At 72.0% G+C, this 26,313-nt stretch carries 26 protein-coding genes and 1 pseudogene; 19 read left to right on the top strand and 8 right to left on the bottom strand.

Annotation, left to right across the window (positions count from 1 at the left end; translation table 11 throughout):
- Position 1: 1 nt before the first annotated feature.
- Positions 2-394 (bottom strand): DUF1844 domain-containing protein, encoded by a 393-nt coding sequence (locus ACIP94_RS21085; RefSeq protein WP_402427481.1) that lies wholly within the window; start codon positions 392-394, stop codon positions 2-4.
- A gap of 414 nt (positions 395-808) precedes the next feature.
- On the opposite strand from ACIP94_RS21085, the gene infC reads away from it, so the two are divergent.
- The 10 genes from infC (at position 809) to ACIP94_RS21035 (ending at position 12,391) form a co-directional block, all read left to right on the top strand.
- Entirely contained in the window at positions 809-1,456 is a 648-nt protein-coding gene (gene infC, locus ACIP94_RS21080) for a translation initiation factor IF-3 (RefSeq protein ID WP_402427595.1), read from the top strand.
- Positions 1,457-1,642: 186 nt separating this feature from the next.
- A complete protein-coding gene (rpmI, locus tag ACIP94_RS21075; protein WP_055470308.1) occupies positions 1,643-1,837 on the top strand; it encodes a 50S ribosomal protein L35 in 195 nt (64 codons plus the stop codon).
- 97 nt (positions 1,838-1,934) lie between these two features.
- Positions 1,935-2,318, top strand: coding sequence for a 50S ribosomal protein L20 (gene rplT, locus ACIP94_RS21070; protein WP_301974986.1), 384 nt, complete (start codon positions 1,935-1,937; stop codon positions 2,316-2,318).
- 150 nt (positions 2,319-2,468) lie between these two features.
- Complete coding sequence (locus ACIP94_RS21065) at positions 2,469-3,329, top strand: TrmH family RNA methyltransferase (protein WP_402427476.1); 861 nt, start codon at positions 2,469-2,471, stop codon at positions 3,327-3,329.
- 89 nt (positions 3,330-3,418) lie between these two features.
- On the top strand, positions 3,419-4,564 hold the full coding sequence (locus ACIP94_RS21060; protein ID WP_402427472.1) for an ATP-binding protein: 1,146 nt from the start codon (positions 3,419-3,421) through the stop codon (positions 4,562-4,564).
- A gap of 147 nt (positions 4,565-4,711) precedes the next feature.
- Positions 4,712-5,833 carry a phenylalanine--tRNA ligase subunit alpha gene (gene pheS, locus ACIP94_RS21055; RefSeq protein WP_402427469.1) on the top strand — a complete coding sequence of 374 codons (1,122 nt, stop codon included), beginning with the start codon at positions 4,712-4,714 and terminating at the stop codon, positions 5,831-5,833.
- Positions 5,833-8,361, top strand: coding sequence for a phenylalanine--tRNA ligase subunit beta (pheT, locus tag ACIP94_RS21050; protein WP_402427466.1), 2,529 nt, complete (start codon positions 5,833-5,835; stop codon positions 8,359-8,361). Before pheS ends, pheT begins: the two co-directional genes overlap by 1 nt.
- A gap of 384 nt (positions 8,362-8,745) precedes the next feature.
- Positions 8,746-9,735 (top strand): PP2C family protein-serine/threonine phosphatase, encoded by a 990-nt coding sequence (locus tag ACIP94_RS21045; protein WP_402427463.1) that lies wholly within the window; start codon positions 8,746-8,748, stop codon positions 9,733-9,735.
- A gap of 608 nt (positions 9,736-10,343) precedes the next feature.
- Entirely contained in the window at positions 10,344-11,684 is a 1,341-nt protein-coding gene (locus ACIP94_RS21040) for a transcriptional regulator (RefSeq protein ID WP_402427460.1), read from the top strand.
- Between the two features lie 161 nt (positions 11,685-11,845).
- Complete coding sequence (locus ACIP94_RS21035) at positions 11,846-12,391, top strand: NUDIX domain-containing protein (protein WP_402427457.1); 546 nt, start codon at positions 11,846-11,848, stop codon at positions 12,389-12,391.
- Positions 12,392-12,412: 21 nt separating this feature from the next.
- Here ACIP94_RS21035 and ACIP94_RS21030 read toward each other — a convergent pair whose 3' ends face one another.
- Positions 12,413-12,670, bottom strand: coding sequence for a hypothetical protein (locus ACIP94_RS21030; RefSeq protein ID WP_402427454.1), 258 nt, complete (start codon positions 12,668-12,670; stop codon positions 12,413-12,415).
- Positions 12,671-12,885: 215 nt separating this feature from the next.
- Complete coding sequence (locus ACIP94_RS21025; RefSeq protein ID WP_402427592.1) at positions 12,886-13,746, bottom strand: 3-hydroxybutyryl-CoA dehydrogenase; 861 nt, start codon at positions 13,744-13,746, stop codon at positions 12,886-12,888.
- Positions 13,747-13,968: 222 nt separating this feature from the next.
- On the opposite strand from ACIP94_RS21025, the gene ACIP94_RS21020 reads away from it, so the two are divergent.
- Positions 13,969-15,189: a glycoside hydrolase family 10 protein gene (locus tag ACIP94_RS21020; RefSeq protein WP_402427451.1), complete on the top strand. Its 1,221-nt coding sequence runs from the start codon at positions 13,969-13,971 to the stop codon at positions 15,187-15,189.
- Between the two features lie 88 nt (positions 15,190-15,277).
- Here ACIP94_RS21020 and ACIP94_RS21015 read toward each other — a convergent pair whose 3' ends face one another.
- Both ACIP94_RS21015 and ACIP94_RS21010 read right to left on the bottom strand, forming a co-directional pair.
- On the bottom strand, positions 15,278-15,484 hold the full coding sequence (locus ACIP94_RS21015; RefSeq protein WP_402427448.1) for a DUF1918 domain-containing protein: 207 nt from the start codon (positions 15,482-15,484) through the stop codon (positions 15,278-15,280).
- A 94-nt stretch (positions 15,485-15,578) separates the two neighbouring features.
- The gene (locus ACIP94_RS21010; RefSeq protein WP_402427445.1) at positions 15,579-16,559 is read right to left on the bottom strand and encodes a DMT family transporter; all 981 of its coding nucleotides are present in this window, start codon (positions 16,557-16,559) and stop codon (positions 15,579-15,581) included.
- Here ACIP94_RS21010 and ACIP94_RS21005 point away from each other — a divergent pair.
- Both ACIP94_RS21005 and ACIP94_RS21000 read left to right on the top strand, forming a co-directional pair.
- Positions 16,465-18,000, top strand: coding sequence for a PLP-dependent aminotransferase family protein (locus ACIP94_RS21005; protein WP_402427442.1), 1,536 nt, complete (start codon positions 16,465-16,467; stop codon positions 17,998-18,000). The genes ACIP94_RS21010 and ACIP94_RS21005 overlap by 95 nt on opposite strands.
- Positions 18,001-18,199: 199 nt before the next feature.
- A complete protein-coding gene (locus ACIP94_RS21000) occupies positions 18,200-18,778 on the top strand; it encodes a histidine phosphatase family protein (protein ID WP_402427439.1) in 579 nt (192 codons plus the stop codon).
- A gap of 70 nt (positions 18,779-18,848) precedes the next feature.
- Here the strand turns inward: ACIP94_RS21000 and ACIP94_RS20995 are convergent.
- Positions 18,849-19,295 (bottom strand): annotated as a pseudogene (locus tag ACIP94_RS20995) (DUF6314 family protein); the annotation flags it as partial.
- A gap of 332 nt (positions 19,296-19,627) precedes the next feature.
- Here ACIP94_RS20995 and argC point away from each other — a divergent pair.
- Genes argC through ACIP94_RS20965 form a run of 6 tightly spaced genes read left to right on the top strand, consistent with a single transcriptional unit; the run spans position 19,628 to position 24,625 of the window.
- Positions 19,628-20,656, top strand: coding sequence for an N-acetyl-gamma-glutamyl-phosphate reductase (gene argC, locus ACIP94_RS20990; protein WP_402427436.1), 1,029 nt, complete (start codon positions 19,628-19,630; stop codon positions 20,654-20,656).
- The gene (locus ACIP94_RS20985) at positions 20,653-20,778 is read left to right on the top strand and encodes a hypothetical protein (RefSeq protein ID WP_402427434.1); all 126 of its coding nucleotides are present in this window, start codon (positions 20,653-20,655) and stop codon (positions 20,776-20,778) included. Before argC ends, ACIP94_RS20985 begins: the two co-directional genes overlap by 4 nt.
- A complete protein-coding gene (gene argJ, locus ACIP94_RS20980; RefSeq protein ID WP_402427431.1) occupies positions 20,775-21,926 on the top strand; it encodes a bifunctional glutamate N-acetyltransferase/amino-acid acetyltransferase ArgJ in 1,152 nt (383 codons plus the stop codon). Before ACIP94_RS20985 ends, argJ begins: the two co-directional genes overlap by 4 nt.
- Positions 21,923-22,840 carry an acetylglutamate kinase gene (gene argB, locus ACIP94_RS20975; protein WP_402427428.1) on the top strand — a complete coding sequence of 306 codons (918 nt, stop codon included), beginning with the start codon at positions 21,923-21,925 and terminating at the stop codon, positions 22,838-22,840. The genes argJ and argB overlap by 4 nt, the downstream gene beginning before the upstream one ends.
- Positions 22,837-24,081, top strand: coding sequence for an acetylornithine transaminase (locus ACIP94_RS20970; protein ID WP_402427424.1), 1,245 nt, complete (start codon positions 22,837-22,839; stop codon positions 24,079-24,081). The genes argB and ACIP94_RS20970 overlap by 4 nt, the downstream gene beginning before the upstream one ends.
- A 7-nt stretch (positions 24,082-24,088) precedes the next feature.
- On the top strand, positions 24,089-24,625 hold the full coding sequence (locus ACIP94_RS20965) for an arginine repressor (protein ID WP_402427421.1): 537 nt from the start codon (positions 24,089-24,091) through the stop codon (positions 24,623-24,625).
- 60 nt (positions 24,626-24,685) lie between these two features.
- On the opposite strand, the gene ACIP94_RS20960 is transcribed toward ACIP94_RS20965, so the two are convergent.
- Positions 24,686-25,423 carry an FAD:protein FMN transferase gene (locus ACIP94_RS20960; RefSeq protein WP_402427589.1) on the bottom strand — a complete coding sequence of 246 codons (738 nt, stop codon included), beginning with the start codon at positions 25,421-25,423 and terminating at the stop codon, positions 24,686-24,688.
- Between the two features lie 60 nt (positions 25,424-25,483).
- Positions 25,484-26,299 (bottom strand): FMN-binding protein, encoded by an 816-nt coding sequence (locus tag ACIP94_RS20955; RefSeq protein ID WP_402427419.1) that lies wholly within the window; start codon positions 26,297-26,299, stop codon positions 25,484-25,486.
- Positions 26,300-26,313: the final 14 nt, after the last annotated feature.

The raw sequence follows: 26,313 nt of genomic DNA, 5'->3' as shown, positions 1-26,313 counted from the left end.
GTCAGCCGTAGACCGGTCCGGTGTACTTCTCGCCCGGACCCTGGCCCGGCTCGTCGGGGACGATCGACGCCTCGCGGAACGCGAGCTGGAGCGACTTCAGGCCGTCGCGCAGCGGAGCCGCGTGGAAGGAACTGATCTCCGTCGCGCTCGCGTCGAGCAGACCGGCCAGGGCGTGCACGAGCTTGCGGGCCTCGTCCAGGTCCTTGTACTTGTCGCCCTCCTCGGTCAGACCGAGTTTCACGGCGGCGGCGCTCATCAGGTTGACGGCGACCGTCACGATCACCTCGACGGCCGGGACCTCCGCGATGTCACGGGTCATGGCGTCGAAGTCGGGACTCTCGGCGGCCGGAGATCCCGCGGCGGCCGGGAATTCCTCGGGGGAGGTGTCACTCATGCCTCACACGATAGGCCCCGGCGCGCCCCCGCCCGCGCGCGGGAGGGGCCCGGCGGCCGGGGCCGCGGATGCCCGGTGCACGCCGGTTCGCACCTGGGCCGGGGAGCTGCTAACCTTGTGTGACGACCGGCCGAGCACGGCTGTGCCCGGCCCACAAGTGGAGGCTCCGATCTCCCACCTGACCGCCCTCTGGGCGGCGGGTCACCGGTCAGGCGGCCCCCACCGTTCCGTACGGACGGTGGAGTCGCCCGAATGTGCGCCCCGCGGTCACCGCGTCGGTGCTCCGGAAGGTTCGGAGTCCCGCCTGTGTACCGTCCGGGGCATTTTTCATGTGCTGCGGTGGTTGGTCCTTATGTCAACCGGACATACGCGGCTGCCCGCCAGGCGGTCGTATGGTGCTACCGAGGAGGATCCATCAGCACCGAGCCCCGCATCAACGACCGGATTCGCGTTCCCGAGGTGCGACTTGTCGGTCCCAGTGGCGAGCAGGTCGGTATCGTGCCGCTTGCCAAGGCCCTGGAGCTTGCGCAGGAGTACGACCTGGACCTGGTCGAGGTCGCGGCGAACGCCCGTCCGCCTGTGTGCAAGCTCATGGACTACGGGAAGTTCAAGTACGAGTCGGCCATGAAGGCCCGTGAGGCGCGCAAGAACCAGGCGCACACGGTCATCAAGGAGATGAAGCTCCGGCCGAAGATCGACCCGCACGACTATGACACCAAGAAGGGTCACGTCGTCCGGTTCCTCAAGCAGGGCGACAAGGTCAAGATCACGATTATGTTCCGTGGTCGCGAGCAGTCCCGGCCCGAGCTGGGCTACCGACTGCTGCAGCGCCTCGCGGAGGACGTCCAGGACCTCGGTTTCGTCGAGTCGAACCCGAAGCAGGACGGCCGCAACATGATCATGGTCCTCGGTCCGCACAAGAAGAAGACCGAGGCGATGGCCGAGGCTCGTCAGGCGCAGGAGGCTCGCAAGGCGGAGGCGAAGGCCCACCCCGGCCGCTCGCAGAACGCCGCTGAAGCCGAGACCGCTGAGGCCCCGGCCGAGGCTTCCGCCGAGGCGTGATCCCGGGGCCGACGCCCCGGGGGAACACCGGACGTACGGACGTACGGACCGTCGCGAGGCGGACGTGCGGACCCCGGAAAGCCCGGGACATCAGTCCCAGGATGTAACCGATACAAGAGACGCTTCATCGTGCCCGGTTTTCGCAGCCGGGCACCGGAGCGCCACCGACGAGGAGAGAACGGCGCTATGCCGAAGAACAAGTCGCACAGCGGTGCCAGCAAGCGCTTCAAGGTCACCGGCTCCGGCAAGGTGCTCCGTGAGCGCGCCGGCAAGCGCCACCTGCTCGAGCACAAGTCGTCCCGTCTGACGCGTCGCCTCACCGGCAATGCCGAGATGGCCCCGGCCGACGCCAAGAAGATCAAGAAGCTTCTCGGCAAGTGACGCGACGGCGCTCCTGAGCGCCGAACGTCAAAACCGGGACCCAATCGATTCCGGGCCGTGTGAGTACCACCGCGGCCCCGCTACAAGGAGTTAACAAGTGGCACGCGTCAAGCGGGCAGTCAACGCCCACAAGAAGCGCCGGGCGATCCTCGAGCAGGCCTCCGGCTACCGCGGTCAGCGTTCGCGTCTGTACCGCAAGGCCAAGGAGCAGGTCACCCACTCGCTGGTCTACAACTACAACGACCGCAAGAAGCGCAAGGGCGACTTCCGTCAGCTGTGGATCCAGCGCATCAACGCCGCTGCCCGCGCCAACGGCATGACCTACAACCGCTTCATCCAGGGTCTGAAGGCCGCCAACGTCGAGGTCGACCGCAAGATCCTCGCCGAGCTGGCCGTCAACGACGCGAGCGCGTTCGCCGCGCTCGTCGAGGTCGCCCAGAAGGCGCTGCCGTCGGACGTGAACGCCCCCAAGGCCGCCTGAACGCCGCGCCGGCCCAGCCGACGTGACTGAACGGACCCGCAGGCTTGCAGCCTGCGGGTCCGACTGTGTTCGGCGGCGGTGGCGCACACCGCCGGCGCGCCGCGCGGCCGCCGCCGAACCACGACTCCTGAACTTTCGAAGGTGACACACATGCCCCCCGCCGCCCCCGAGCCGATCTCCCCCCGCTCGCCCCGCGTCGGCGCCGCGCGACGGCTTGCCAAGCGGAACTTCCGGGGAAAGGAGCGGCTGTTCCTCGCCGAGGGGCCGCAGGCGGTGCGCGAGGCCGCCGGGCACCGCACCGCCGCCGGGGCCACCCTCGTGGAGCTGTTCGCCACCGTGGAGGCGGCGGAGCGGTACGCCGACATCGTGGGGCAGGCCCGTGACGCCGGTGCCCGGGTCCACCTCGCGGACGAGGACGTGATCGCCGACATCTCCACCACCGTCACCCCGCAGGGGCTGGTCGGCGTCTGCCGGTTCCTCGACACCCCCTTCGACGAGATCCTCGACCGCCGTCCCCGGCTCGTCGCGGTTCTCGCCCATGTCCGCGACCCCGGCAACGCCGGGACGGTACTGCGCTGCGCGGACGCCGCCGGGGCCGAGGCCGTCGTCCTCACCGACGCCTCCGTCGACCTCTACAACCCCAAGGCCGTCCGCGCCTCCGTCGGGTCCCTCTTCCATCTCCCGGTCGCCGTCGGCGTCCCCGTCGAGCGCGCCGTGGCGGGCCTGAAGCAGGCCGGAGTGCGGATCCTGGCCGCCGACGGGGCCGGAGACCGCGACCTGGACGACGAGCTGGACCAGGGCACCATGGGCACCCCCACCGCCTGGGTGTTCGGCAACGAGGCCTGGGGGCTGCCGGAGGAGACGCGGGAGCTCGCGGACGCGGTCGTACGGGTGCCGATCCACGGAAAGGCCGAGAGCCTGAACCTCGCGACCGCCGCCGCCGTATGTCTCTATGCGTCCGCACGGGCACAGCGCGCCTACGGAGGGTGCCGTTCCGTCACCACCGGCTAGTAGGGTGGCGGGCTCGGGGGCCCTCCCCCAGCTCTCGGCTTGAGCGGGGAGGCAGGCTCCCCACGCCAGACGAGAGGTGAGGTACGGCGATGGGTGTCGGCACGAGCAGAGCGCCGGGAGCACGGGATGCGCACCGCGCGCCCGCCTCCCGGTGCGTTGATCTCGCCGAACTCGGCATCGACCCGGACGAACTCCCCGACGGACTCGTGGTCGCCGACGAACACGGCCACGTGATCTGCTTCAACGCCGCGGCCGCCCGCATCACCGCCGTCCCCGCCGCCGAGGCTCTCGGCAGGCGTCTCGAGCACGCGCTGCCCCTGGAGGACCTGGAGGGGCGGCGCTGGTGGCAGCTCACCGACCCCTACGGCGGGCTCGCGATCCGGGTACGGCAGCCCGAGCGCAATCTGCTGCTGCCCGGGGGACGCGAGGTCCTCGTCTCGGCCCGGTATGTGCGCGCGTACCCGGCCGGGCCCATCCGCCGCGTCGTCGTCTCCCTGCGCGACACCGAGGCCCGGCGCCGCACCGAGCGCAGCCACGCCGAGCTGATCGCCACCGTGGCCCACGAACTGCGCTCGCCGCTGACCTCCGTCAAGGGCTTCACGGCCACCCTGCTCGCCAAGTGGGAACGGTTCACCGACGACCAGAAGCGGCTGATGCTGGAGACCGTCGACGCCGACGCCAACCGGGTCACCCGGCTCATCGCCGAGCTGCTCGACATCTCCCGTATCGACTCCGGACGGCTGGAGGTGCGCCGGCAGCCCGTCGACATGGGCGCGGCGGTCGGCCGGCACATCCAGGCCTACGTCGCCGCGGGCCAGCCCGCCGACCGCTTCCTGCTCCGCATCGAGCAGCCCCTGCCCGCCCTGTGGGCGGACCCCGACAAGATCGACCAGGTGCTCAGCAACCTCATCGAAAATGCGGTGCGTCACGGCGAGGGAACCGTCACGATTGACGTCACACCCGCGCTGTCCCCCCGCGAGGGGGAGGACGAACAGAACACCGCCACGTCGGTCACCGTGAGCGACGAGGGCCCCGGCATCCCGGAGGAATCCATGAACCGCGTGTTCACCCGCTTCTGGCGGGGAAGCAAGCGCGGTGGCACGGGGCTCGGGCTCTATATCGTCAAGGGCATCGTCGAGGCTCACGGCGGCACCATCACGGTCGGCCGCGCACGCGGCGGCGGGGCGGAGTTCCGATTTACCCTGCCCGTGGGGACCCCGGCGCACCTGCTGTAGGCGCCGCCCGAGCCCCATGGGCGCATTCGCTTTCCCTGGCACCGTTAGACTCGACCTTTGGCACCTTTGCGTCCCGAAGACGGAGACGATTCACCCACGAGTCGGTGACGGGGACCCTCAGCCAGCCAATCGGAAGCACGGGAAGAGATGTCGGCACCCAATAAGTCGTACGACCCTGTCGAGGTCGAGGCCTTGAAACCGGAAGAGATCGAGCGCATGCGGGACGAGGCGCTCGCCGCCTTCACCGCCGCGGACTCCCTCGACGCGCTCCACGAGGCCAAGGTCGCCCACACCGGCCCCGCCTCGCCGCTGGCCCTGGCCAACCGCGAGATCGGCGCCCTGCCCCCGCACGCCAAGGCCGACGCCGGCAAGCGCGTCGGCATGGCACGCGGCGCCGTGAACAAGGCCCTCGCCGCCCGACAGGCCGAGCTGGAGGCCGAGCGGGACGCCCGGGTCCTGGTCGAGGAGTCGGTGGACGTCACCCTGCCCTACGACCGTGTCCCGGCCGGCGCCCGCCACCCGCTGACCACGCTCTCCGAGCGCATCGAGGACATCTTCGTGGCCATGGGCTACGAGGTCGCCGAGGGCCCGCAGGCCGAGGCGGAGTGGTTCAACTTCGACGCCCTCAACATCGGCCCGGACCACCCGGCCCGCGGCGAGGCCGACACGTTCTTCGTGCAGGGCCCCGACGGCGGCGGCGACTCCGGTGTCGTGCTGCGCACGCACACCTCGCCGGTGCAGATCCGCTCCCTGCTGGAGCGCGAGCTGCCGGTCTATGTGATCTGCCCCGGCCGCGTCTACCGCACCGACGAGCTGGACGCCACGCACACGCCCGTCTTCCACCAGGTCGAGCTGCTCGCCGTGGACGAGGGCCTGACCATGGCCGACCTCAAGGGCACCCTGGACCACATGGTCCAGTCGCTGTTCGGCGAGGGCATGAAGACCCGGCTGCGGCCGAACTTCTTCCCGTTCACCGAGCCGAGCGCCGAGATGGACATGCTCTGCTACGTCTGCAAGGGCGAGTCCGTCGGCAACCCCGACCGCCCCTGCCGCACCTGCTCGTCCGAGGGCTGGATCGAGCTGGGCGGCTGCGGCATGGTCAATCCGCGGGTGCTCACCGCCTGCGGCGTCGACCCGGAGAAGTACAGCGGCTTCGCCTTCGGGTTCGGCATCGAGCGGATGCTGATGTTCCGCCACAACGTCGAAGACATGCGAGACATGGTCGAGGGTGACGTCCGGTTCACCCGGCCGTTCGGGATGGAGATCTGATGCGGATCCCGCTTTCTTGGCTGCGGGAGTACGTCGACCTGCCGGCGACTGAAACCGGGCGCGACGTCCAGGCCAAGCTCGTTTCGGCGGGCCTCGAGGTCGAGACCGTCGAGCAGCTCGGCGCCGACCTCAAGGGGCCGCTCGTCGTCGGCCAGGTGCTGACCATCGAGGAGCTGGAGGGCTTCAAGAAGCCGATCCGCTTCTGCACCGTCGACGTCGGCCAGGCCAACGGCACCGGCGAGCCCCAGGAGATCGTCTGCGGCGCCCGCAACTTCTCCGTCGGCGACAAGGTCGTCGTGGTCCTCCCGGGCGCCACGCTGCCCGGCGGCTTCTCGATCTCCGCCCGCAAGACGTACGGCAAGACCTCGCACGGCATGATCTGCTCCAGCGACGAGCTGGGCATGGGCGACGACGGCAACCACGGCATCATCGTGCTGCCGCCGGAGACCGAGGTCGGCAAGGACGCCATCGAGCTGCTCCAGCTGGTGGACGAGGTCCTCGACATCGCGGTCACCGCCAACCGCGGCGACTGCCTGTCCATCCGCGGTGTCGCCCGCGAGACCGCCATCGCCTACGGCCTGCCGCTCAGGGACCCGGCGCTGCTCGACGTCCCGGCCCCCAACGCGTTCGGCCCCTCGGTGAAGATCTCCGAGCCGCGCGGCTGCGACCGCTTCACCGCCCGCACGGTGACCGGCCTCGACCCTCACGCGCGCTCCCCGATCTGGCTTCAGCGCCGGCTGCAGAAGGTCGGCATGCGCCCGATCTCGCTCGCCGTCGACATCACCAACTACGTGATGATGGAGATCGGCCAGCCGCTGCACGCCTACGACCGCAAGCTGGTGCAGGGCACGATCGGCGTGCGCCGGGCCGAGGAGGGCGAGAAGTTCACGACCCTCGACGGTCAGACGCGCACGCTGCACGCCGAGGACCTCGTGATCACCGACGACCGTGGCCCCATCGGCCTCGCGGGCGTCATGGGCGGCGCCAACACGGAGATCGCCGACCACGGGGAGGACCCGGAGAACGCGACCACCGAGGTCCTCATCGAGGCCGCGCACTTCGACCAGATCTCCATCGCGCGCACCGCCCGCCGCCACAAGCTGTCCACCGAGGCATCCCGCCGCTTCGAGCGCGGTGTCGACCCCCAGGCGGCCTCCGCGGCGGCCCAGCGCACAGCCGACCTGCTGGTGCTGCTCGCGGGTGGCACGGCCGACGCGGGCGTCACCGAGATCATCGCGCCGTCCGCCCCGCACACCATCACCATGCCCGCCGACCACCCGGACCGGGTCGCGGGTGTCGACTACGGCCGTGAGACCGTCGTCCGCCGCCTCCAGGAGGTCGGCTGCGATGTGTACGGGCAGGACGAGCTGGTCGTGACCGTCCCGTCCTGGCGGCCCGACCTGACCGACCCCAACGACCTGGCCGAAGAGGTCATCCGCCTGGAGGGCTACGAGAACCTGCCCTCCACGCTGCCCAAGCTCCCCTCGGGCCGCGGGCTGACCCACCGGCAGCGCCTGCACCGCCGGGTCGGCCGGATCCTCGCCGGGGAGGGATACGTCGAGGCCCCGAACTACCCGTTCGTCAGCGAGCAGGTCCTCGACCAGTTCGGCCTGGAGAGCGACGACCCGGCCCGCCGGGTCGTCAAGCTGGTCAACCCGCTCAACGACGAGGAGCCCGCGCTCCGTACGACGCTGCTGCCGGGCCTGCTGGGCGCGCTGCGCCGAAACGGCGGCCGGGGCAACCACGATCTGGCGCTGTTCGAGACCGGCCTGGTCTTCCATCCCCGGCCCGAGGGCTCCGCGGGCGGGCGGCGCGTCGCCGCGCACCTGTCCGTCGACCGTCGTCCGACCGACGAGGAGATCGCGGAGCTGAACGCCGCGCTGCCCGAGCAGCCGCGCCATGTCGCCGTCGTCCTCGCGGGCGCCCGGGAACAGGCCGGCTGGTGGGGCAAGGGCCGCCCGGCCGACTGGGCCGACGCCGTCGAGGCGGCACGGACCGTCGCCCGCGAGGCCGGCGCCGAGCTGATCGTCCGCAAGGGCCAGTACGGGCCGTGGCACCCGGGCCGCTGCGCCGAGCTGACGGTCGCCATGGACGGCACCGAGCGGGTCGTGGGCCACGCGGGCGAGCTGCACCCGCGGGTGGTGAAGACGCTGGGCCTGCCGGAGCGCACCTGCGCCATGGAGCTGAACCTGGACGTCCTGGAGCAGGTGGGCAACGACACCCCGCAGGCGCCGCACATCTCCACCTTCCCGGTCGCCACCCAGGACGTCGCCCTGGTCGTGGACAGGACGGTCCCGCACACGGACGTCGAGGCCGCGCTGCGTGAGGGTGCCGGTGAACTCCTGGAGTCCATCCGGCTGTTCGACGTCTACGAGAGCGAGCAGCTCGGCGAGGACAAGAAGTCGCTCGCGTACGCGCTGCGCTTCCGCGCCCCCGACCGCACCCTGACCGTCGACGAGGCCTCCGCGGCCCGTGACGCGGCGGTCGCGCTGGCGGCCGAGCGCACCGGGGCGGCACTGCGGAGCTAGTCACCGCACGCACCAGGGCGAGGGGAGCTTCACCGCGCGGCTCCCCTCAGCCCTGCGCCCCCGTACTCCCTTGAGCCACCTCACTCATTAGGGTGGCGAGTCCCGATGATCCCGACCGGCAGCCGATCGGACCGACAGAATCGGACCGGCCCAGGGGCGTGAGGTGGGACTCCGCGGGCCGATTCTGGGCATTCGGGGCTCTCATGGGGGGCCGGCATGATCCGTATCAAGGCTGGGCCCCCTCGCGGGCCGTGGCCCGGTGTACCTTGCCGGGGCCGATGGGGCACGGTCGTCGCCCGCGGAGTCGGGCACCGCGCCCACAGGGGCCCCCGGCGTCTGCGGCGGGCGTTCTCGGTCGGGCTGCCCACCGTGTGGGGCGCGACCATGGTCTCGTACAAGCTGGCCTGTCCGCTCGCCCAGCAGCACGCACTCGGTGCGCGGATCGCGGGCAGCGCCGTGTTCCTGGCGGCCGGCGCGGGGCTGCTGCTGCACGTCCGGCAGGTGTATCTGCGGGAGCTGAGACAGGCCCGGAAGGTCGCGGGAGCCGCTCAGAGCGTGCTGCTGCGCCCGCTGCCGCCGTGGATCGACGGGCTGCGGGTGGCCGCCGCGCAGCTCTCCGCGGACCGCGGAGCCGCCGTCGGCGGTGACCTGTACGAGGTGATCGCCACCGAGCACGGGGTGCGCATCGTGATGGGTGATGTGCGCGGACACGGACTCGCGGCCCTCGCCACGGCCGCCGCCGTCCTCGGCAGCTTCCGCGAAGCCGTGCACGACGAGTCCGAACTCGCCCCGGTGCTGCGGCGGCTGGACCGGGCGCTGGCCCGGCATCTGCGCGAGCGGGTCCGGGCGGAACACCCCTCGTCCGGCCGGGAGCCGGACAGCCCGGTCGCGGAGGAGTTCGTGACCCTCCTGCTCCTCGAAGTCGGCCGCGAGGGAGAACTGCGTGTCCTCAACTGCGGCCATCCGTGGCCGTATCTGCTGGACCGGGGCGGGGCCGTCCCCCTGAGCGGCGCCGAACCCCTGCCCCCGCTCGGCCCGTTCCCCCTTCCCGAGGATCTGCCGGCCGTCGACTGCGGGAGACTGGCGCCCGGACAGGCGCTGTTCCTGCACACCGACGGCGCCGAGGACGCCCGGGACCCGCAGGGGCGCTTCTTCCCCCTGGCCGCGGCCCTGACGGAGGCCGTCCGCGACGACGTCGTACCCCAGAGGGTGCTGCACACCGTGTTCGCCGGCCTGCTCCGCCACAGCGGCGCACGCCTCTCCGACGACGTGGCCCTCCTGGCGGTGCGCAACGACCGCCGGGACGCCCCGTCGGGGGCCCGGGGCGCCGCGCGGCACACCACGACGGATCCGCATCCGACGAACCACGGATAGCCATCCACGAGCCAGGCGTCGGCCACCGGCCGAAGCACGGATCGGCGATCCACGAGCCGCGGTCGGCCACCGGCCAAAGCACGGATCGGCCACCGGCCAAAGCACGGATCGGCCACCGGCCAAAGCACGGATCGGCCACCGGCCGAAGCACGGATCGACCACCGGCCGAAGCACGGATCGACCACCGGCCGAAGCACGGATCGACCACCGGCCGAAGCACGGATCGACCACCGGCCGAAGCACGGATCGGCGATCCACGAGCCGCGGTCGGCCACCGGCCGAAGCACGGATCGGCGATCCACGAGCCGCGGTCGGCCACCGGCCGAAGCACGGATCGGCCCCCCGGCGTTCGCGGCGGCGCGCCGACGCGCCGTCCACCCCGCCACGGAGTGTCGGGCAGGCAGCGGGGCGGACGGCGCGGAGTTCGGGCCGCCGCACTGTACGAGGGGGAGCCGGCGGCCCGCCGGCCCCTTACGAGGGGTTTCAGTCAACCGGCCGGAAACGCTCCGCAACAGCGCACGCACAGCCCGGATGCGGGCACTCCGTTCACACCCCGTGTGAACCCGGACGCACTACGCTGTCCGCACCGAGCCACCGGAGGGCATTCCATGCAGCCCAACACCCTGCTCGACGCGATCCTCGACGAGGCCGGGATCTCCCACGCGGGACTCGCCGCACACGTCAACCAGGCGGGGCGGGCGCGCGGCCTCGCGCTGCGGTACGAACACACCGCCGTGGCACGGTGGTTGAAGGGCCAGCGTCCGCGCGGCCAGGTGCCCGATCTGATCTGCGAGGTGCTCGCCGCCCGGCTGCGCCGCCCCGTGACCCTCGACGACATCGGCCTCGGTGTGCCCGGCGAGCCGGCCGCCCCGCACAGCTCGGGCCTGTCCGGCTTCGTCGAACGGGCCACCGCCCTGTGGCGCTCCGACGAGCAGCAGCGCTCGCACCTCCTCGACGCGCCCGCGGTCACGGGCACGCCCGCCGTGATGCCGGTGTGGGAGTGGGAGAACCCGCCCGAGGACGTGGACGTCTCGCGCGGCGGCCGGCACCGGGTCACCCCCGCCGACATCGAGATGCTGCGCGCCGCCCGGAGCCACTACGAGCAGATGTACCGCAAGGCGGGCGGCATAGCGACCCGCAGCCGGATCGTCGGCTTCCTGAACTCCGAGACCGCGCCGCTGCTGCGCGGCAGCTACACCGACGCCATGGGCCGCCAACTGCACCGCGCCACCGGCGGCCTGGTGGCCATCGCCGGCATCTGCGCCTACGACTCGGACGCCCACGGCCTCGCCCAGCGCTACTTCCACCAGGCCCTGCGCCTGGCGAAGGCCAGTGGGGACCGGGGGCTCGGCGCGTATGTGATAGCGCTGCTGGTCAACCAGTCCCTGTTCATGAAGGAGTACCGGCAGGCCGTCGCCTTCGCGGAGGCCGCGCTGCGCGCCGCGGGCACCCACATCACCCCGGCGCTCGCCTCCGACCTCTATGCCATGCAGGCGAAGGCGTACGCGCATCTCGGGGACGCGACGAGCGCGCTGGCCTGCATCCGGCGGGCCGAGTCGGCCGCCGACCGCATCCTGCGCGGCCACGAACCGGACGAGACCGGCTATGTCCAGCCCGGCCTCGTCAACGTCCAGGTCGCGGAGGCGCTGCTCAGCCTCGGCGATCTGACGGCGGCGGGGGAGCACGCCGCGGCCGCCGTGGACACGCCCGCGCACGACCGGGGCCGTGTGCACCGGCTCGCCATGCTCAGCCAGATCGAACTGCGGCAGGGCAATGCCGACCGGGCGGCGGCCACCGCGGTCGAAATGGCCGAGCGGGCGCGGGGGATGGAGTCCATGCGCCTGCGCGACAGACTGCGCGCGGTGCGCGAGCACCTGGTGCGCAGCGGCTGTGCCGGAACGGCGGAGGCAGCCGAACTCATCGACGGCGCACTGCGCGTACCGCTGTAGAGACCCGGGGGCCCCTGCGGACGGCCGCGCCGGCCCACCGGGATTCCCGCCGACGCGGGCCACTGTGTCTCCCGATGCGCCGGGCATGCACCGCTGTGAGCCTGCTGAGAGGCCGCTCCTGCTGCGATATTGCCACTTACTCAGCGGAAGGTGGCAGAACCGTGCAGTGGACGAAACTGAACGAACAGACTGTGTATGAAAACCGCTGGTTCAGCGTCAATCTGGCCGATGTGGAGGTGCCGGGCGGCCGGCATCTCGACCACTTCCTGATCCGGCTGCGGCCCGTCGCCGTGGCCACCGTCGTGAACGAGGCCAACGAGGTGCTCCTGTTGTGGCGGCACCGCTTCATCACCGACAGCTGGGGGTGGGAGCTCCCGGCCGGGGTCGTGGAGGACGGCGAGGACATCGCCGCCGCGGCGGCCCGCGAACTCGAGGAGGAGACCGGCTGGCGGCCGGGACCTCTGCGCCATCTCATGAGCGTCGAGCCCTCCAACGGACTCACCGACGCCCGGCACCACGTCTACTGGGCCGACGAGGGAGAGTACGTCGGACACCCCGTGGACGACTTCGAGTCGGACCGTCGGGAATGGGTTCCCCTCAAGCTCGCCCCCGACCTGGTCGCCCGCGGAGAGGTCCCGGCCGCCACCATGGCGGCCGCGTTACTCCTGCTGCACCACCTCAGGCTCGGGCAGGACGCACTGCCCTGAATCCCCACCGCGTCCGACGGGCTAGCGACCCAGCGCCTGCCAGACCGCCACGACGAGTGCGCCCACCGCCGTGAGGACGGCGACCGCGGGCAGTGGCCAGCGCGTGTGCTCCAGCGCGACCACCCGCAGGCTCAACTCGTCGAGATCCTTGGCGGTTTCCTCGGCACGATGACTGAGCAGTGCCAGCCCTCCCTCGACCCGGGCGTGCGCCACATCGAGGCGACGGCGTAACTCTGCGACTTCTCCATGGACCACGGGATGCTCGGGGTCGGCGCTCACGTGTCCGCTCCTTTCCGTAGTCGTCACATCCCTTTGCATGCGCATGAGAAGTCAACTCGCCTGGTGGACGCGTGGGGAGAGTGTGCGAAAGGCATATGCGTGTCCCCGGCACACACGGTGTGTGAATGGCGCGGGCCCGGCACCGAAAACGGCGCCGGGCCCGTCCTGGCCCGAGACTCACGGTCTGTGACCAGGTGGGGTGGGAGACCCCCGGATCAGCTGTAGGTGTAGAAGCCGGAGCCCGTCTTGCGGCCGAGCCGGCCCGCCTCCACCATGCGCTGGAGCAGCGGGGGAGCGGCGTACAGGGGCTCCTTGTACTCCTCGTACATCGAGTTGGCGATGGAGACGATGGTGTCCAGGCCGATCAGGTCCGAGAGCTTCAGCGGGCCCATCGGGTGGGCGCAGCCCAGCTCCATGCCGTTGTCGATGTCCTCGCGGCCCGCGATGCCCGACTCGAACATCCGGATGGCGGAGAGCAGATAGGGCACGAGCAGTGCGTTGACGACGAAGCCGGAGCGGTCCTGGGCACGGATCGCGTGCTTGCCGAGGACCTTCTCCGCGAACAGCTGGGCCCGGCCGAGCGTGCCCTCGGAGGTGGTCAGGGCCGGGATCAGCTCGACGAGCTTCTGCACCGGCGCCGGGTTGAAGAAGTGTATGCCGATCACGTGGTCCGGCCGCGAGGTGGCGACCGCGAGCTTGACCAGCGGAATCGAGGAGGTGTTGGAGGCGAGGATCGCGTCCGGGCGGGTGACCACCTGGTCGAGCACCTGGAAGATCTCCGTCTTCACCTGCTCGTTCTCGACGACGGCCTCGATCACCAGGTCGCGGTCGGCGAACTCCCCGAGGTCGGTGGTGAAGGTGAGGCGCGCCTGCGTCTCCTCCCGCTCCTCCTCGGAGATCTTGCCTCGCTCGGCCGCCTTGGACAGGGAGTTGAGCAGGCGGGTCCGGCCGATCTCCAGGGCTTCGCCGGTGGTCTCGGCGACCTTCACGTCCAGTCCGGCGCGGGCGCACACCTCGGCGATGCCCGCTCCCATCTGGCCGCAGCCCACCACTCCGACGCGTTCGATGTCGGTCACATCGTCCCTTTCGCTGATCATCCGACCTGGGGAGGGGGTGTGCGCACCACGCCGGCTCGCGCGGTCACAGGACGCCCTCTGGCAGGTCCCCCGTGGTTCGGTGCCTGCTTGTGACTCTGCACGTTACCCCCGGCGTGCCGATGATCGATCGTCCGGGTGGGAACCCACTCCAGGGGATACGATCCGTGACCGGACGGAAACAGTACGTATGGGGGCGAGTGCATGCGACGAGTGTCACGCCGGGCGTTCACGGTGGCCGCCCTGTCGGCCCTGGTGACGGCGGGCGATGCCCGTGCGCTCCCACGCCGGGCGGCGGGCGGGGAGATGCGGGGGATGTGGCTGGCGACCGAGTTCCGCCGTGACTGGCCCTCCCGGGCCGTACTGCCGGCCGCCGTGCAGCGCGCCGAGCTGTGTGCCTACCTCGACACCGCGGTACGGCGCCGGCTGAACACCGTCTTCTTCCAGGTCCGTCCCTCGGCCGACGCGTTGTGGCCCTCGCCCTACGAGCCCTGGTCCCAGTTCCTGACCGGCACCCAGGGGAAGGACCCGGGCTGGGACCCGCTCGGCACGGCGGTCCAGGAGGCGCACGCCCGGGGGCTCGAGCTGCACGCCTGGTTCAACCCGTATCGGGTGGCCACCCACACCGACCTGACGCGACTCGCCGCCGGGCACCCCGCGCGCCGGCACCCGGACTGGGTGGTGGCCTACGGCGGCAAGCTCTACTACAACCCCGGGATGCCGCAGGTGCGCATGTTCGTCGAGGACGCGATCCTCGACGCCGTACGCCGCTATCCGGTGGACGGCGTCCACTTCGACGACTACTTCTACCCGTATCCCGTCGCGGGCGGGGTCTTCGACGACGACGAGGCGTACGCGGCCTACGGCGGCGGGTTCGCGAGCCGGGCCGCCTGGCGGCGGCACAACACCGACCTCCTGGTGCGGGAGACCGCGACGCGCGTCCACGCGCTCCGGCCCACCGCGCGCTTCGGCGTCAGCCCCTTCGGGGTGTGGCGCAACGCCGAGAACGACCCCCGAGGCTCGCACACCCGGGCCGGGGTGCAGGCCTACGACGACCTGTACGCCGACACCCGGGCATGGGTGCGGTCCGGGTGGCTGGACTACATCTGCCCGCAGATCTACTGGAACATCGGCTTCCCCGCCGCCGACTACGCGACGCTCGTGCCCTGGTGGGCCGAGGTGACCCGGGGCACGCGCGTGCAGCTGTACGTGGGAGAGGCGCTCTACAAGGCCGGGGACCTGGCGCAACCCGACGCGTGGCAGGACCCGGAGGAACTCTCGCGCCACCTCGGCCTCGCCGCGAGGTATCCACAGGTGCGCGGTCATGTCTTCTTCGCGGCGAAGGAGGTACGGGCGGACCCCGCGGGGGCGATGGCGCGGGTCGTCGCCGACCACTACGGGCAGCCGGCGAGGCCCCCGCGCTGAGCGTGCCGGATCGCCGTCGCCGTGCCCGGATCGCCGCGCACGAGGGCGGGACCCGCTCCGATCCGGGCCCCGCCGTCCGGTCCTCGCTCTACTGTCCGATCTGCTGACCCATTTCCTTGTGGCGGATCTCGGTGTCGGGTCCGGGGGAGCACAGCCCCTCGTGCCCGTCCTGGAAGCGGACACGGTACGGCGGCGTGCCGTCTGAGCCCATCACTTCGACGATCTCGCCGACCTTGTCGTGCTGCCCGACGATCCTGCCGTGCTGCACCAGCTTGTCACCCACAGTTGCGTGCATCTGGGGCCCTCCTCGTCACGTGCGGGAGTATCGGTCCGTGGCCGCGGTCTACGGCCGGTGGCGCCGGTCGACCCGTCCGCGCCCTCCGCCCCGGTCAGGACCGCGTCCGCTGGGTGACCGCGATACACACCAGCACCGCGGCGGCCGTCAGCGGAGCGGCCGGGGTGAGATGCTCGCCGAGGAGCAGTACCGACCACACCAGTGTGAGCAGCGGCTGTGCCAGCTGCAACTGGCTGGCACGGGGGATTCCGACGGCCGCCATGCCCCGGTACCAGACGACCAGTCCGAGGAACTGGGAGCCGGCCGCCACCCACAGCACCCCCGCCACAGCGTGCACGGTGAGGTGGACCGGCTCGTGGGAGAGGGCGATGAGCGCGCCCGGCACGCTCAGCGGCAGGCACAGCACCAGTGCCCAGCCGATGACCTGCCAGCCGGGCATGACCCGGGCCAGCCGGCCGCCCTCGGTGTAGCCCGCGGCGCAGATCAGCAGTGCCCCGAAGAGATAGGCGTCCGCTCCGGTCAGCGCGCCGCCGCTCTGCTGCACGGTGAACGCGATGACGGCCGCGGCACCGGCCAGGGCCGCCAGCCAGAAGGTACGGGAGGGGCGGGCGCCGACGCGCACCGCGGAGAAGACGGCAGTCGTGAGGGGGAGCAGTCCGACGACCACCGCGGCGTGCGCCGTCGTGGAGGTCTGGAGGGCGAGGGTGGTCAGCAGCGGGAAGCCGAGCACGACCCCGGCCGCGACCACGGCGAGCCCCGCCCGGTGCGGGCGCGGGGGCAGAGGGATCCGCAGCGCGAGCAGACAGCCGCCGGCGATGACGGCGGCCAGCGCGCTGCGCACCGCCACGAGCGACCACGGCCCGAACCCCTCCAGTCCCCAGGCGGTGGCGGGGAACGTGAGGGAGAAGGCGACGACTCCGAGGGCGGCCTGCACCGTGCCGCCGTGCCGCGGGGCGGTTCCCGCCGCCCCGCCCCGCCGGATGCGGCGGGGAGCCCTCGGCTCCCCGGCCGTGCCGCCGTTCGGCTGTGCGGCCGCTATCGCCGTAGTGTTAGTAGCGCTATCCTCTGCTCTCATGCAAGAGCGTAGCAGTGTCACCGAATTGGCGAAGCATCTACGGTCCGAGGTGAACCGCTACTCTCCGGGCGAGAAGCTGCCCGCCAGTCGGGCACTCGTCGAGCGGTTCCGGGTCAGTCCGGTGACCGTGTCGCGCGCGCTCGCCCGGCTGGCCGCCGAGGGGCTCGTGGTGACGCGGCCCGGGGCCGGCGCCTTCCGGGCCGAGCCGCGTGCGTCGGCCCCGGCCGTGGGGGACACCGCCTGGCAGGAGGTGGCCCTCAGTGCCGAGGCGGCCGCCGAGCTCGTGCCCCGGAGTGTCGATGCCTCCGGCGTGCTGGACACGCTGGCCGCCCCGCCCGCCGGCGTCGTCGAGTTCAACGGCGGCTATCTGCACCCGGGCCTGCAACCGGAGCGTGCCATGGGCGCGGCCCTGTCCCGGGCCGGGCGCCGCCCCGGTGTGTGGGCCCGGCCGCCGGTGGAGGGCGTCGCCGAGCTGCGTGAGTGGTTCGCGCGCGGTATCGGCGGCGCGATCACCGCGGCCGATGTGCTGATCGCGGCGGGCGGCCAGTCCGCGCTGACCACCGCGCTGAGGGCCCTGGCACCGCCCGGCGCGCCCGTGCTGGTCGAGTCACCCACCTACCCCGGCATGCTGGCGATCGCCCGCGCGGCGGGTCTGCGGCCCGTGCCCGTGCCGGTCGACCCGGACGGGATGAAACCGGCCCTGCTCGCGGACGCCTTCCGGGCGAGCGGGGCCCGTGTCGTCGTGTGCCAGCCGCTGTTCCAGAACCCGACCGGAGCCGTCCTCGCGCCGGAGCGCCGGCGCGAGGTGCTGCGCATCGCACGCGAGGCCGGCGCGTTCGTCATCGAGGACGACTTCGTACGGCGGCTGGCACACGAGGACGCCGGTCCGCTGCCGCCCCCGCTGATCGCGGAGGATCCCGACGGGGTCGTCGTGCATGTCTCCTCGCTCACCAAGGCCACCTCGCCCAGCTTCCGGGTCAGCGCGCTGGCCGCACGCGGCCCGGTCCTGGAGCGGCTGCGCGCGATCCAGGTCGTCGACACCTTCTTCGTGCCGCGCCCCCTCCAGGAGGCCGCTCTGGAGCTCGTCGGCTCGCCCGCGTGGCCCCGCCATCTGCGCGCCGTGGCCGCCGAGCTGAAGCTGCGCCGGGACACGATGACCACCGCCCTCGGACTGCACCTGCCCGAACTCGCCCTGGCGCACGTCCCCTCCGGCGGATACCACCTCTGGGCCCGTCTGCCCGACGGCACCGACGAGTCGTCCCTCGTCGCGGGAGCCCTGCGCGCGGGCGTCGCGGTCGCCCGCGGCCGTCCCTACTTCAGTGCGGAACCCCCCGCCGCCCACCTCCGGCTGAGCTTCGCGGCGGTTGGCGGGACCGGGGAGATCGTGGAGGGCGTACGGCGCCTGCGCACCGCCTGCGACGAGGTGCTCGGGGCTCGGTAGCCAAGGGCGCCGCGCCCGCGGAGGTAGGCGCGCCGGCCGGCGGATGAAACGGTCACGGGTCCGCGCACGGAACGGGGCACCAGCGCGGACGAAACGGGTCACCGGGCCGCAAGACGCACCGGCCGGCGCGGACGACGCCCTTGGTATCTCCTGGGTAACAGGTCTTGACCTGCGCACTTGCGCGTCACACCATCGCCGTGTGCATGTTCGGGTCACGTTCGTCGCCGCCGCGCGCAGCTCCTCGCTGCTCGCGGAACGCTTCGAGGACGACCGCCCGCTGGACCAGGCGGGCTGGGACGAGGTGCAACGGGCCGCCCGGGATCTGGTGCCGCTGGCGGCGGCCGAGCTGCGCTACTGCTCGCCGACGCCGCGGAGCCGGGCCACCGGGGACGCGCTCGGATACGCGCCGCTGGTACAGCTCGCGCTGCGGGACTGCGACATGGGCCGCTGGCGCGGGTTCACGCTGGGCGAGGCGATGGCCCGGGAGCCCTCGGCGGTGGACGCCTGGCTCGCGGACCCACGCTCCACACCGCACGGCGGCGAGTCGCTGACCGCGTTCATCTCCCGCGTGGGCGGCTGGCTGGAGACCCGTCCGGTGGACGACGGCAGCCGCATCGTGGCCGTGGCGGAGCCTTCGGTGGTGCGGGCCGCCCTGGTCTACGCGCTGCGGGCGCAGCCGTCGTCGTACTGGAACATCGACGTCCGTCCGCTGTCGACGGTCACGCTGGCCGGACGGGACGGGCGCTGGAACCTCCGTCTGGAGCCGGAGGCCCGGTAGCGGGAGCGGCCCCGCGTGGGGCGGCTCCCCGCTGGGCGCGCGACACACAGGGCCGGACGGGCGGCTGGCGCTCGCGTGTGTAGTCGGTTGTCAGCACCAGGTCCTTCGCGGGCCCACCGACGCGCCACACCGTGCGCCAGTGGTCCGCGTCCCGGACGGTGAACTCCCCCCGGTACAGATCCGCCGCGCACGGATGGTCGGCGACATGGCGGCCGGTGGTGAGGTCGAGGTCGTGGAACGGGCGGCCGTCCCCGAACCGCACCTGCGCCGTGCCGGCCGAGTCCCCGGGCAGGAACCACAGCGTCCGCTCGGCGGGACGGGGTGTGCCCCGCCAGACGAACGTGCCCGACTCATGGTGCAGGAGCCCGTCGCCGCCGTCCTCCAGCGGGCGGAACACCGTCGTCCCGGTGAAGCGGCCCTTTTCGTCGTTCGCGAGGTCGCGTACGACGCGCTCGACCCTCCACCGCCCGGCGAGATGCGCGAGCACGTCCGGCACGGGCCAGAAGCTGGAATCCATGCCGCCGACCCTATGCCCGCGTCCGCCCCTGCCCGCAGCCGCCCAGGCCCGGGACGAGCGGTGCCTCCGGCCCGTGCCGCGCCGCACCACCCCCGGCGCGTATTCGGAGTTAATCGCCTCACTTTCCGATGAGGGCACAACCACCTCGGCGGCGATTCCGGTGACCTTCGTGGTCTCCCGCACGATCATGCTCTCCCGGGACGGAGGCGCTCCCGCGCATCCTCCTGTGCGGTGACGCGGTTCGGCGGTCACCATCGGAAGGGAGGGTCGGTCTCCAGGATTGCATAAACGTGCAGCGATACGTATAGTCATGCCATCCAGGAGGAGGTTCCATGACGGTACGTGCGGCGGTCGCCGGAGCGAGCGGATACGCGGGCGGGGAGCTGCTGCGTCTGCTCCTGGCCCATCCCGAGGTCGAGATCGGCGCCCTGACCGGGAACTCCAACGCAGGGCAGCGGCTGGGAGCGCTCCAGCCGCATCTGCTGCCCCTCGCCGACCGCGTGCTCCAGGAGACCGCCCCCGGGGTTCTCGCCGGGCACGACGTGGTCTTCCTGGCCCTGCCCCACGGACAGTCCGCCGCGGTCGCCGAGCAGCTCGGGCCGGAGGTGCTGGTGATCGACATGGGCGCGGACTTCCGGCTGGAGGACGCGGCCGAGTGGGAGAGGTTCTACGACACTGCGCACGCCGGGACCTGGCCCTACGGCCTTCCCGAGCTGCCCGGCGGCCGACCCCGGCTCGCGGGGGCCAAGCGCATCGCGGTGCCCGGCTGCTACCCGACCGCCGCCTCGCTCGCGCTCTTCCCCGCCTACGCCGCGGGTCTCGCCGAGAACGAGGCAGTGATCGTCGCCGCCTCGGGCACCTCCGGCGCCGGCAAGACACCCAGGCCGCACCTGCTCGGCAGCGAGGTCATGGGATCGATGTCCCCGTACGGCGTCGGCGGGGTGCACCGCCACACCCCCGAGATGATCCAGAACCTCAGCGCGGCCGCCGGGGAGACCGTATCCGTCTCCTTCACGCCCACCCTCGCGCCCATGCCCCGCGGCATCCTGGCCACCTGCAGCGCGAAGGCCAGGCCCGGCGTCACCGCCGAGACCGTCCGCGCCGCCTACGACAAGGCCTTCGCCGACGAACCCTTCGTCCATCTGCTGCCCGAGGGACAGTGGCCCGCCACTGCGTCCGTCTGCGGTTCCAACGCCGTTCAGGTGCAGGTCGCGTACGACGCCGCTGTGCACCGCATCATCGCGATCAGCGCCATCGACAATCTGACCAAGGGCACCGCGGGCGGTGCCGTCCAGAGCATGAACATCGCCCTCGGGCTCGACGAGACCACCGGGCTTTCCACGATCGGAGTCGCACCGTGAGCGACGTACGTGCAGCCACCGGGCCGCAGACCGGGGGCGCCTCCCAGGCCCTTGAGGCACCGGGGGAGAAGAGCGCACCGCCGCGCCGTACGGGCGGAGAAGCGAACAAGGAGTCGCAGTGAGTGTCACGGCAGCAAAAGGGTTCACCGCGGCCGGTGTCGCCGCCGGGATCAAGGAGAACGGCGGCCCGGACCTGGCCCTCGTGGTCAACAACGGGCCCCGCCGCGCCGCCGCGGGCGTCTTCACCTCCAACCGTGTGAAGGCCGCGCCGGTGCAGTGGTCCGAGCAGGTCCTCAAGGCGGGCCAGGTCTCCGCGGTCGTCCTCAACTCCGGTGGCGCCAACGCCTGCACCGGCCCCAAGGGCTTCCAGGACACCCACGCGACCGCCGAGAAGGCCGCCGACGTACTCGGTCGGGGCGCCATCGAGGTCGCCGTCTGCTCCACCGGCCTCATCGGCGTCCTGCTCCCCATGGACAAGCTGCTCGCGGGCATCGACACGGCCGCCGCCCAGCTCTCCGAGCACGGCGGCGAGAAGGCCGCCCTCGCCATCAAGACCACCGACACCGTCCACAAGACCTCCGTGGTGACCAGGGGAGGCTGGACCGTGGGCGGCATGGCCAAGGGCGCCGGCATGCTCGCGCCCGGCCTCGCCACCATGCTCGTCGTCCTCACCACGGACGCCGACGTCGACCAGGAGACCCTGGACCGGGCCCTGCGCGCCGCCACCAGGGTCACCTTCGACCGGGTCGACTCCGACGGCTGCATGTCCACCAACGACACCGTCCTCCTCCTCGCCTCCGGTGCGTCCGGCATCACCCCGGAGTACGAGGAGTTCGCCGACGCCGTCCGGGAGGTCTGCGCCGACCTGGGCCGCCAGCTCATCGGCGACGCCGAGGGCGCCAGCAAGGACATCAGGGTCGAGGTCGTGGGCGCCGCGACCGAGGAGGACGCCGTGGAGGTGGGCCGCTCCATCGCCCGCAACAACCTCCTCAAGTGCGCGATCCACGGCGAGGACCCCAACTGGGGCCGCGTCCTGTCGGCGATCGGAACCACCCGGGCCGCCTTCGAGCCCGACCAGCTCAACGTCGCCATCAACGGCGTCTGGGTCTGCAAGAACGGCTCCGTCGGCGAGGACCGCGAGCTGGTCGACATGCGCTACCGCGAGGTGCACATCCTCGCCGACCTCGCCGCCGGCAACGAGACCGCCACCATCTGGACCAACGACCTCACCGCCGACTACGTCCACGAGAACAGCGCCTACTCCTCATGAGCACCGGAACCACGCGCAAGCACACCGCCCTGCCCAAGGCCAAGATCCTCATCGAGGCGCTGCCCTGGCTGACCCGCCACCACGGCAAGACCGTCGTCATCAAGTTCGGCGGGAACGCCATGGTGAACGACGAGCTGAAGGCCGCCTTCGCCCAGGACGTCGTCTTCCTGCGGCACGCCGGCCTCCGACCCGTCGTCGTGCACGGGGGAGGCCCCCAGATCAGCGCGGCCCTCGACCGGCAGGGCATCCCCACCGAGTTCAAGGCGGGCCTGCGGGTCACCACCGAGGACGCCATGGATGTGGTGCGCATGGTGCTGGCCGGCCAGGTGCAGCGCGAACTGGTCGGGCTGCTCAACCAGCACGGTCCGTTCGCCGTCGGCCTCACCGGCGAGGACGCGCACACCATCACCGCCACCAAGCACCGGCCCGAGATCGACGGCCAGTTGGTCGACATCGGGAGGGTCGGCGAGATCACCGCTATCGACACCGGAGCCATCGAGGCGCTGCTCTCCGACGGCCGCATCCCGGTCGTCTCCTCGATCGCCCGCAGTCAGGACGACGGACATGTCTACAACGTCAATGCTGATACGGCGGCTGCGGCACTCGCTGCGGCACTGGGCGCCGAAACCCTCATGGTCCTCACGGACGTCGAGGGACTCTACGAGGACTGGCCCAACTCCGACGAGGTGATCAGTCGCCTCACCGCCTCCCAGCTGGAGAAGCTGCTGCCGGAACTGTCCTCCGGCATGGCCCCGAAGATGGAGGGCTGCCTGTTCGCCGTGCGCAACGGCGTCACCACCGCCCGCGTCCTCGACGGCCGGGTCCAGCACTCGATCCTGCTGGAGATCTTCACCGACGAGGGCATCGGCACGATGGTCGTGCCCGACGATTTCGCTCAGGGGACCTCCGTATGACTGGTACGACCGATGTCACCGCCGGCTCCGCAGGCGTCGCGCACTCCGCCAACGAGGAGCTGACCCGGCGGTGGCGGGGCGCGCTGATGAACAACTACGGCACCCCCAGGCTGCCCCTGGTCCGCGGCGAGGGCACCAGGCTGTGGGACGCCGACGGCAAGGAGTACCTCGACTTCGTCGGCGGCATCGCGGTCAACGCGCTCGGCCACGCCCATCCCTCGGTCGTCGAGGCGGTCGGCCGGCAGATCGCCTCCCTCGGCCATGTCTCCAACCTGTTCATCGCCGAACCGCCCGTCGCCCTCGCCGAGCGGCTGCTCCAGCTCTTCGGCCGGGACGGCAAGGTGTTCTTCTGCAACTCCGGCGCCGAGGCCAACGAGGGCGCCTTCAAGATCGGCCGGCTGACCGGGCGCACCCATATGGTCGCCACCGACGGCGGCTTCCACGGCCGCACCATGGGCGCCCTCGCGCTCACCGGCCAGCCCGGCAAGCAGGAGCCGTTCCGGCCGCTGCCCGGCGAGGTCACGCACGTCCCCTACGGCGACGCGCAGGCGCTGGCCGCCGCGGTCACCGAGGAGACCGCGCTCGTGATCATCGAGCCCGTCCAGGGCGAGAACGGGGTCGTCGTCCCGCCCGCCGGTTACCTCAAGGCGGCCCGGGCGATCACCGCGGCCACCGGGGCGCTGCTCGTGCTCGACGAGGTGCAGACCGGCATCGGCCGCACCGGGCACTGGTTCGAGTACCAGGCCCATGAGGGCGTCCTGCCGGATGTGGTCACGCTCGCCAAGGGCCTCGGCGGCGGACTGCCGCTCGGCGCCACCGTGGCCTTCGGCCGCGCCGCCGAGCTGCTCCAGCCGGGCCAGCACGGCACGACCTTCGGCGGCAACCCCGTGGCCTGCGCCGCCGGGCTCGCCGTTGTCGAGACCATCGCGGCCGACGGTCTCCTGGAGAACGTCAAGCGGCAGAGCGAGCGACTGCGGGAGGGAATCGAGTCGCTGGGGCACCCGCTGATCGACCATGTCCGGGGTGCGGGCCTGCTCCTGGGTATCGTGCTCAGCGAACCGCTCGCGCAGCAGGCGCAGCAGGCGGCTCAGGACGCCGGTCTCCTGGTGAACGCGCCCGCCCCGAACGTCGTACGGCTGATGCCGCCGCTGAACCTCGGCGATGACGATGTGGCGGCGTTCCTCCGGGCACTCCCCGGTGTCCTCGACGCAGTGAACGGGGACGGACGATCCGGAGAATGAGACGACGATGACCCAGGCGCAGGACCATGAGCACACGGGACCGGCCGTGCCGCAGACCCGCACCGCGCGCCACCGCCGGATCGTGGACATCCTCAACCGGCAACCGGTGCGCTCCCAGAGCCAGTTGGCGAAGCTTCTCGCCGACGACGGGCTGAACGTCACCCAGGCGACGCTCTCCCGGGATCTGGACGAGCTGAACGCGGTGAAGATCCGCAACACCGACGGCGACCTCATCTACGCCGTCCCGAGCGAGGGAGGCTTCCGCACCCCGCGCGCACCGCTCGGCGGGTCGGCCAAGGAGGAGCGGATGCGGCGCCTGTCCCAGGAACTGCTGATCTCCGCGGAGGCGTCCGCCAATCTCGTGGTCCTGCGCACCCCTCCGGGTGCGGCACAGTTCCTCGCCTCGGCCATCGACCAGGCCGAACTGCACGACATCCTCGGCACCATCGCGGGTGACGACACCCTGCTGCTGATCAGCCGGGACCCGACCGGGGGCCAGGCGCTCGCGGACCACTTGCTGCGGCTGGCGCAGACCGGGCACTGAGATCGCCCGTACACATGGGGGAGGGCGCACCGGAACCGGTGCGCCCTCCCCCATGTGCGGTCAGCCCAGCCGGGCCGCCAGACCGCCCGTGCACCGCACCTCGTCGCCCGCCGTGATCAGCAGCGCTTCCACGTCCGGCAGCGACTCCAGCCAGGCCAGGCCCGCCCGCGAGCCCATGGCGAACGCGGCCGTCGCCCAGCAGTCGGCCCAGATCAGCCGGGGGGCCACCACGGTCACCGCGACCAGGTCGGTCACCGCCGAACGCCCGGTGCGCGGGTCCACGATGTGCGTGCCGCGCTCCGCGGTCCCGGACGTGGCCACGGCGAGCTCGTCGGCGCCGGCCGCGGAGACCACCGCGGCCAGCCCGCCCGGACGCAGCGGATCCGACACTCCGACCCGCCAGGGGCGGTGCGGCTCTGGAGCCCCGTACAGCTGGACGTCCCCGCCGCCGTTGACACTCACTCCGCTCGCCCCGGTCGCCGACAGCAGCCGGGCCGCCCGCTCGACCGCCCAGCCCTTGACGATCCCGGTGGGATCGGTCCGTCCCGCGTAGCGCGTGCTGAACCAGCCGTCGCTGAGCCGTTCCGCCTCGGCGCCGAGCGCGAGCACCTCGGCGACCTCCGGGTCGCACTCCTCGACGGTCGTCTCACCGCGCGCGAGCCGCGATATCTGGCTGTGCTCCCGGTAGGTGCTGAACACCTCGTCCACCCGGTGGAGTCCGGCGATCGCCTCCACCAGCGCGGTGCGCACGGCCTCGGGCTCGCCACCGCGCACATCGAAGGAGACGACGGTGCCCATCACCTCCTCCGCGTGGCGCAGCGCGGGCGGTGCCCCGGGATCGGTCACCTGTCCCGCCACTCAGCCACGGGCCTTGTCCAGGGCCGACTGAAGGGACTGCTTGTATCCGGCACTGGTATAGGTCGCGCCGGACACCGCGTCGATGTTCGCACTCTGTGCGCTCACCGCCTCCTGGTTGAGTTTGGGGATGGCCAGCGCGGTCTTCTGGTCGCTGACCCCGCCCTCGGGCGCCTGGACGGCCTCCGCCTTGGTGATCTTCCCACCGCTGACGGTCACCCGCACCTGGACATTGCCGTACTGGGTCTGGGACACGGTACCCAAGACCGTACGCGCCTGGGCCGACGATCCCGACGACGAGCCGGAGCCGCCCGCGGAGCCGTTGCCGCCCGCCGAGCCCGAAGAGGCGCCGCCCGGCGCGGCCTTCGCCTTGTCGATCGCCGACTGGAGCGACTGCTTGTAGCCGCCGCTGGTGTAGGTGGCGCCCGAGACCGCGTCGATCTGCGCGCTCTGCGCGGCGACGGCCTCCTGGTTGAGCCTGGGCACGGACATGGCGGTCTTCTGGTCGCTCAGCCCGCCCTTGGGCGCCTGGACGGCCTCGGCCTTGGTGATCTTCCCGCCGCTCAGCGTCAGACGCACCCGGACGTCGCCGTACTGCGTCTTGGCCACGTCACCGGTGACGCTCTGCGTGCCGGCCTGCTGTCCGCTGCCGCCCTGCGGCGCCTCCTGGGCCGCGGCCGTCTGCCGCGGTGCGACTCCGCCCGCCGCCTGGGGGGAGGCCGGATTCGACGCCGGCTTCAGCGACAGCAGCAGGACGATCCCTGACACGGTGGCGGCGCCGGCGAGCACGGCACGCCGCACGGGGTGGGTCTTCCTCATGGCTCCCAAAGCTC

The organism is Streptomyces sp. NPDC093261 (assembly GCF_044753645.1).
Classification (GTDB): Bacteria; Actinomycetota; Actinomycetes; order Streptomycetales; family Streptomycetaceae; genus Streptomyces.
Note: the sequence above shows the minus strand (reverse complement) of the source record. Positions and strands in the feature narration are given on the sequence as shown.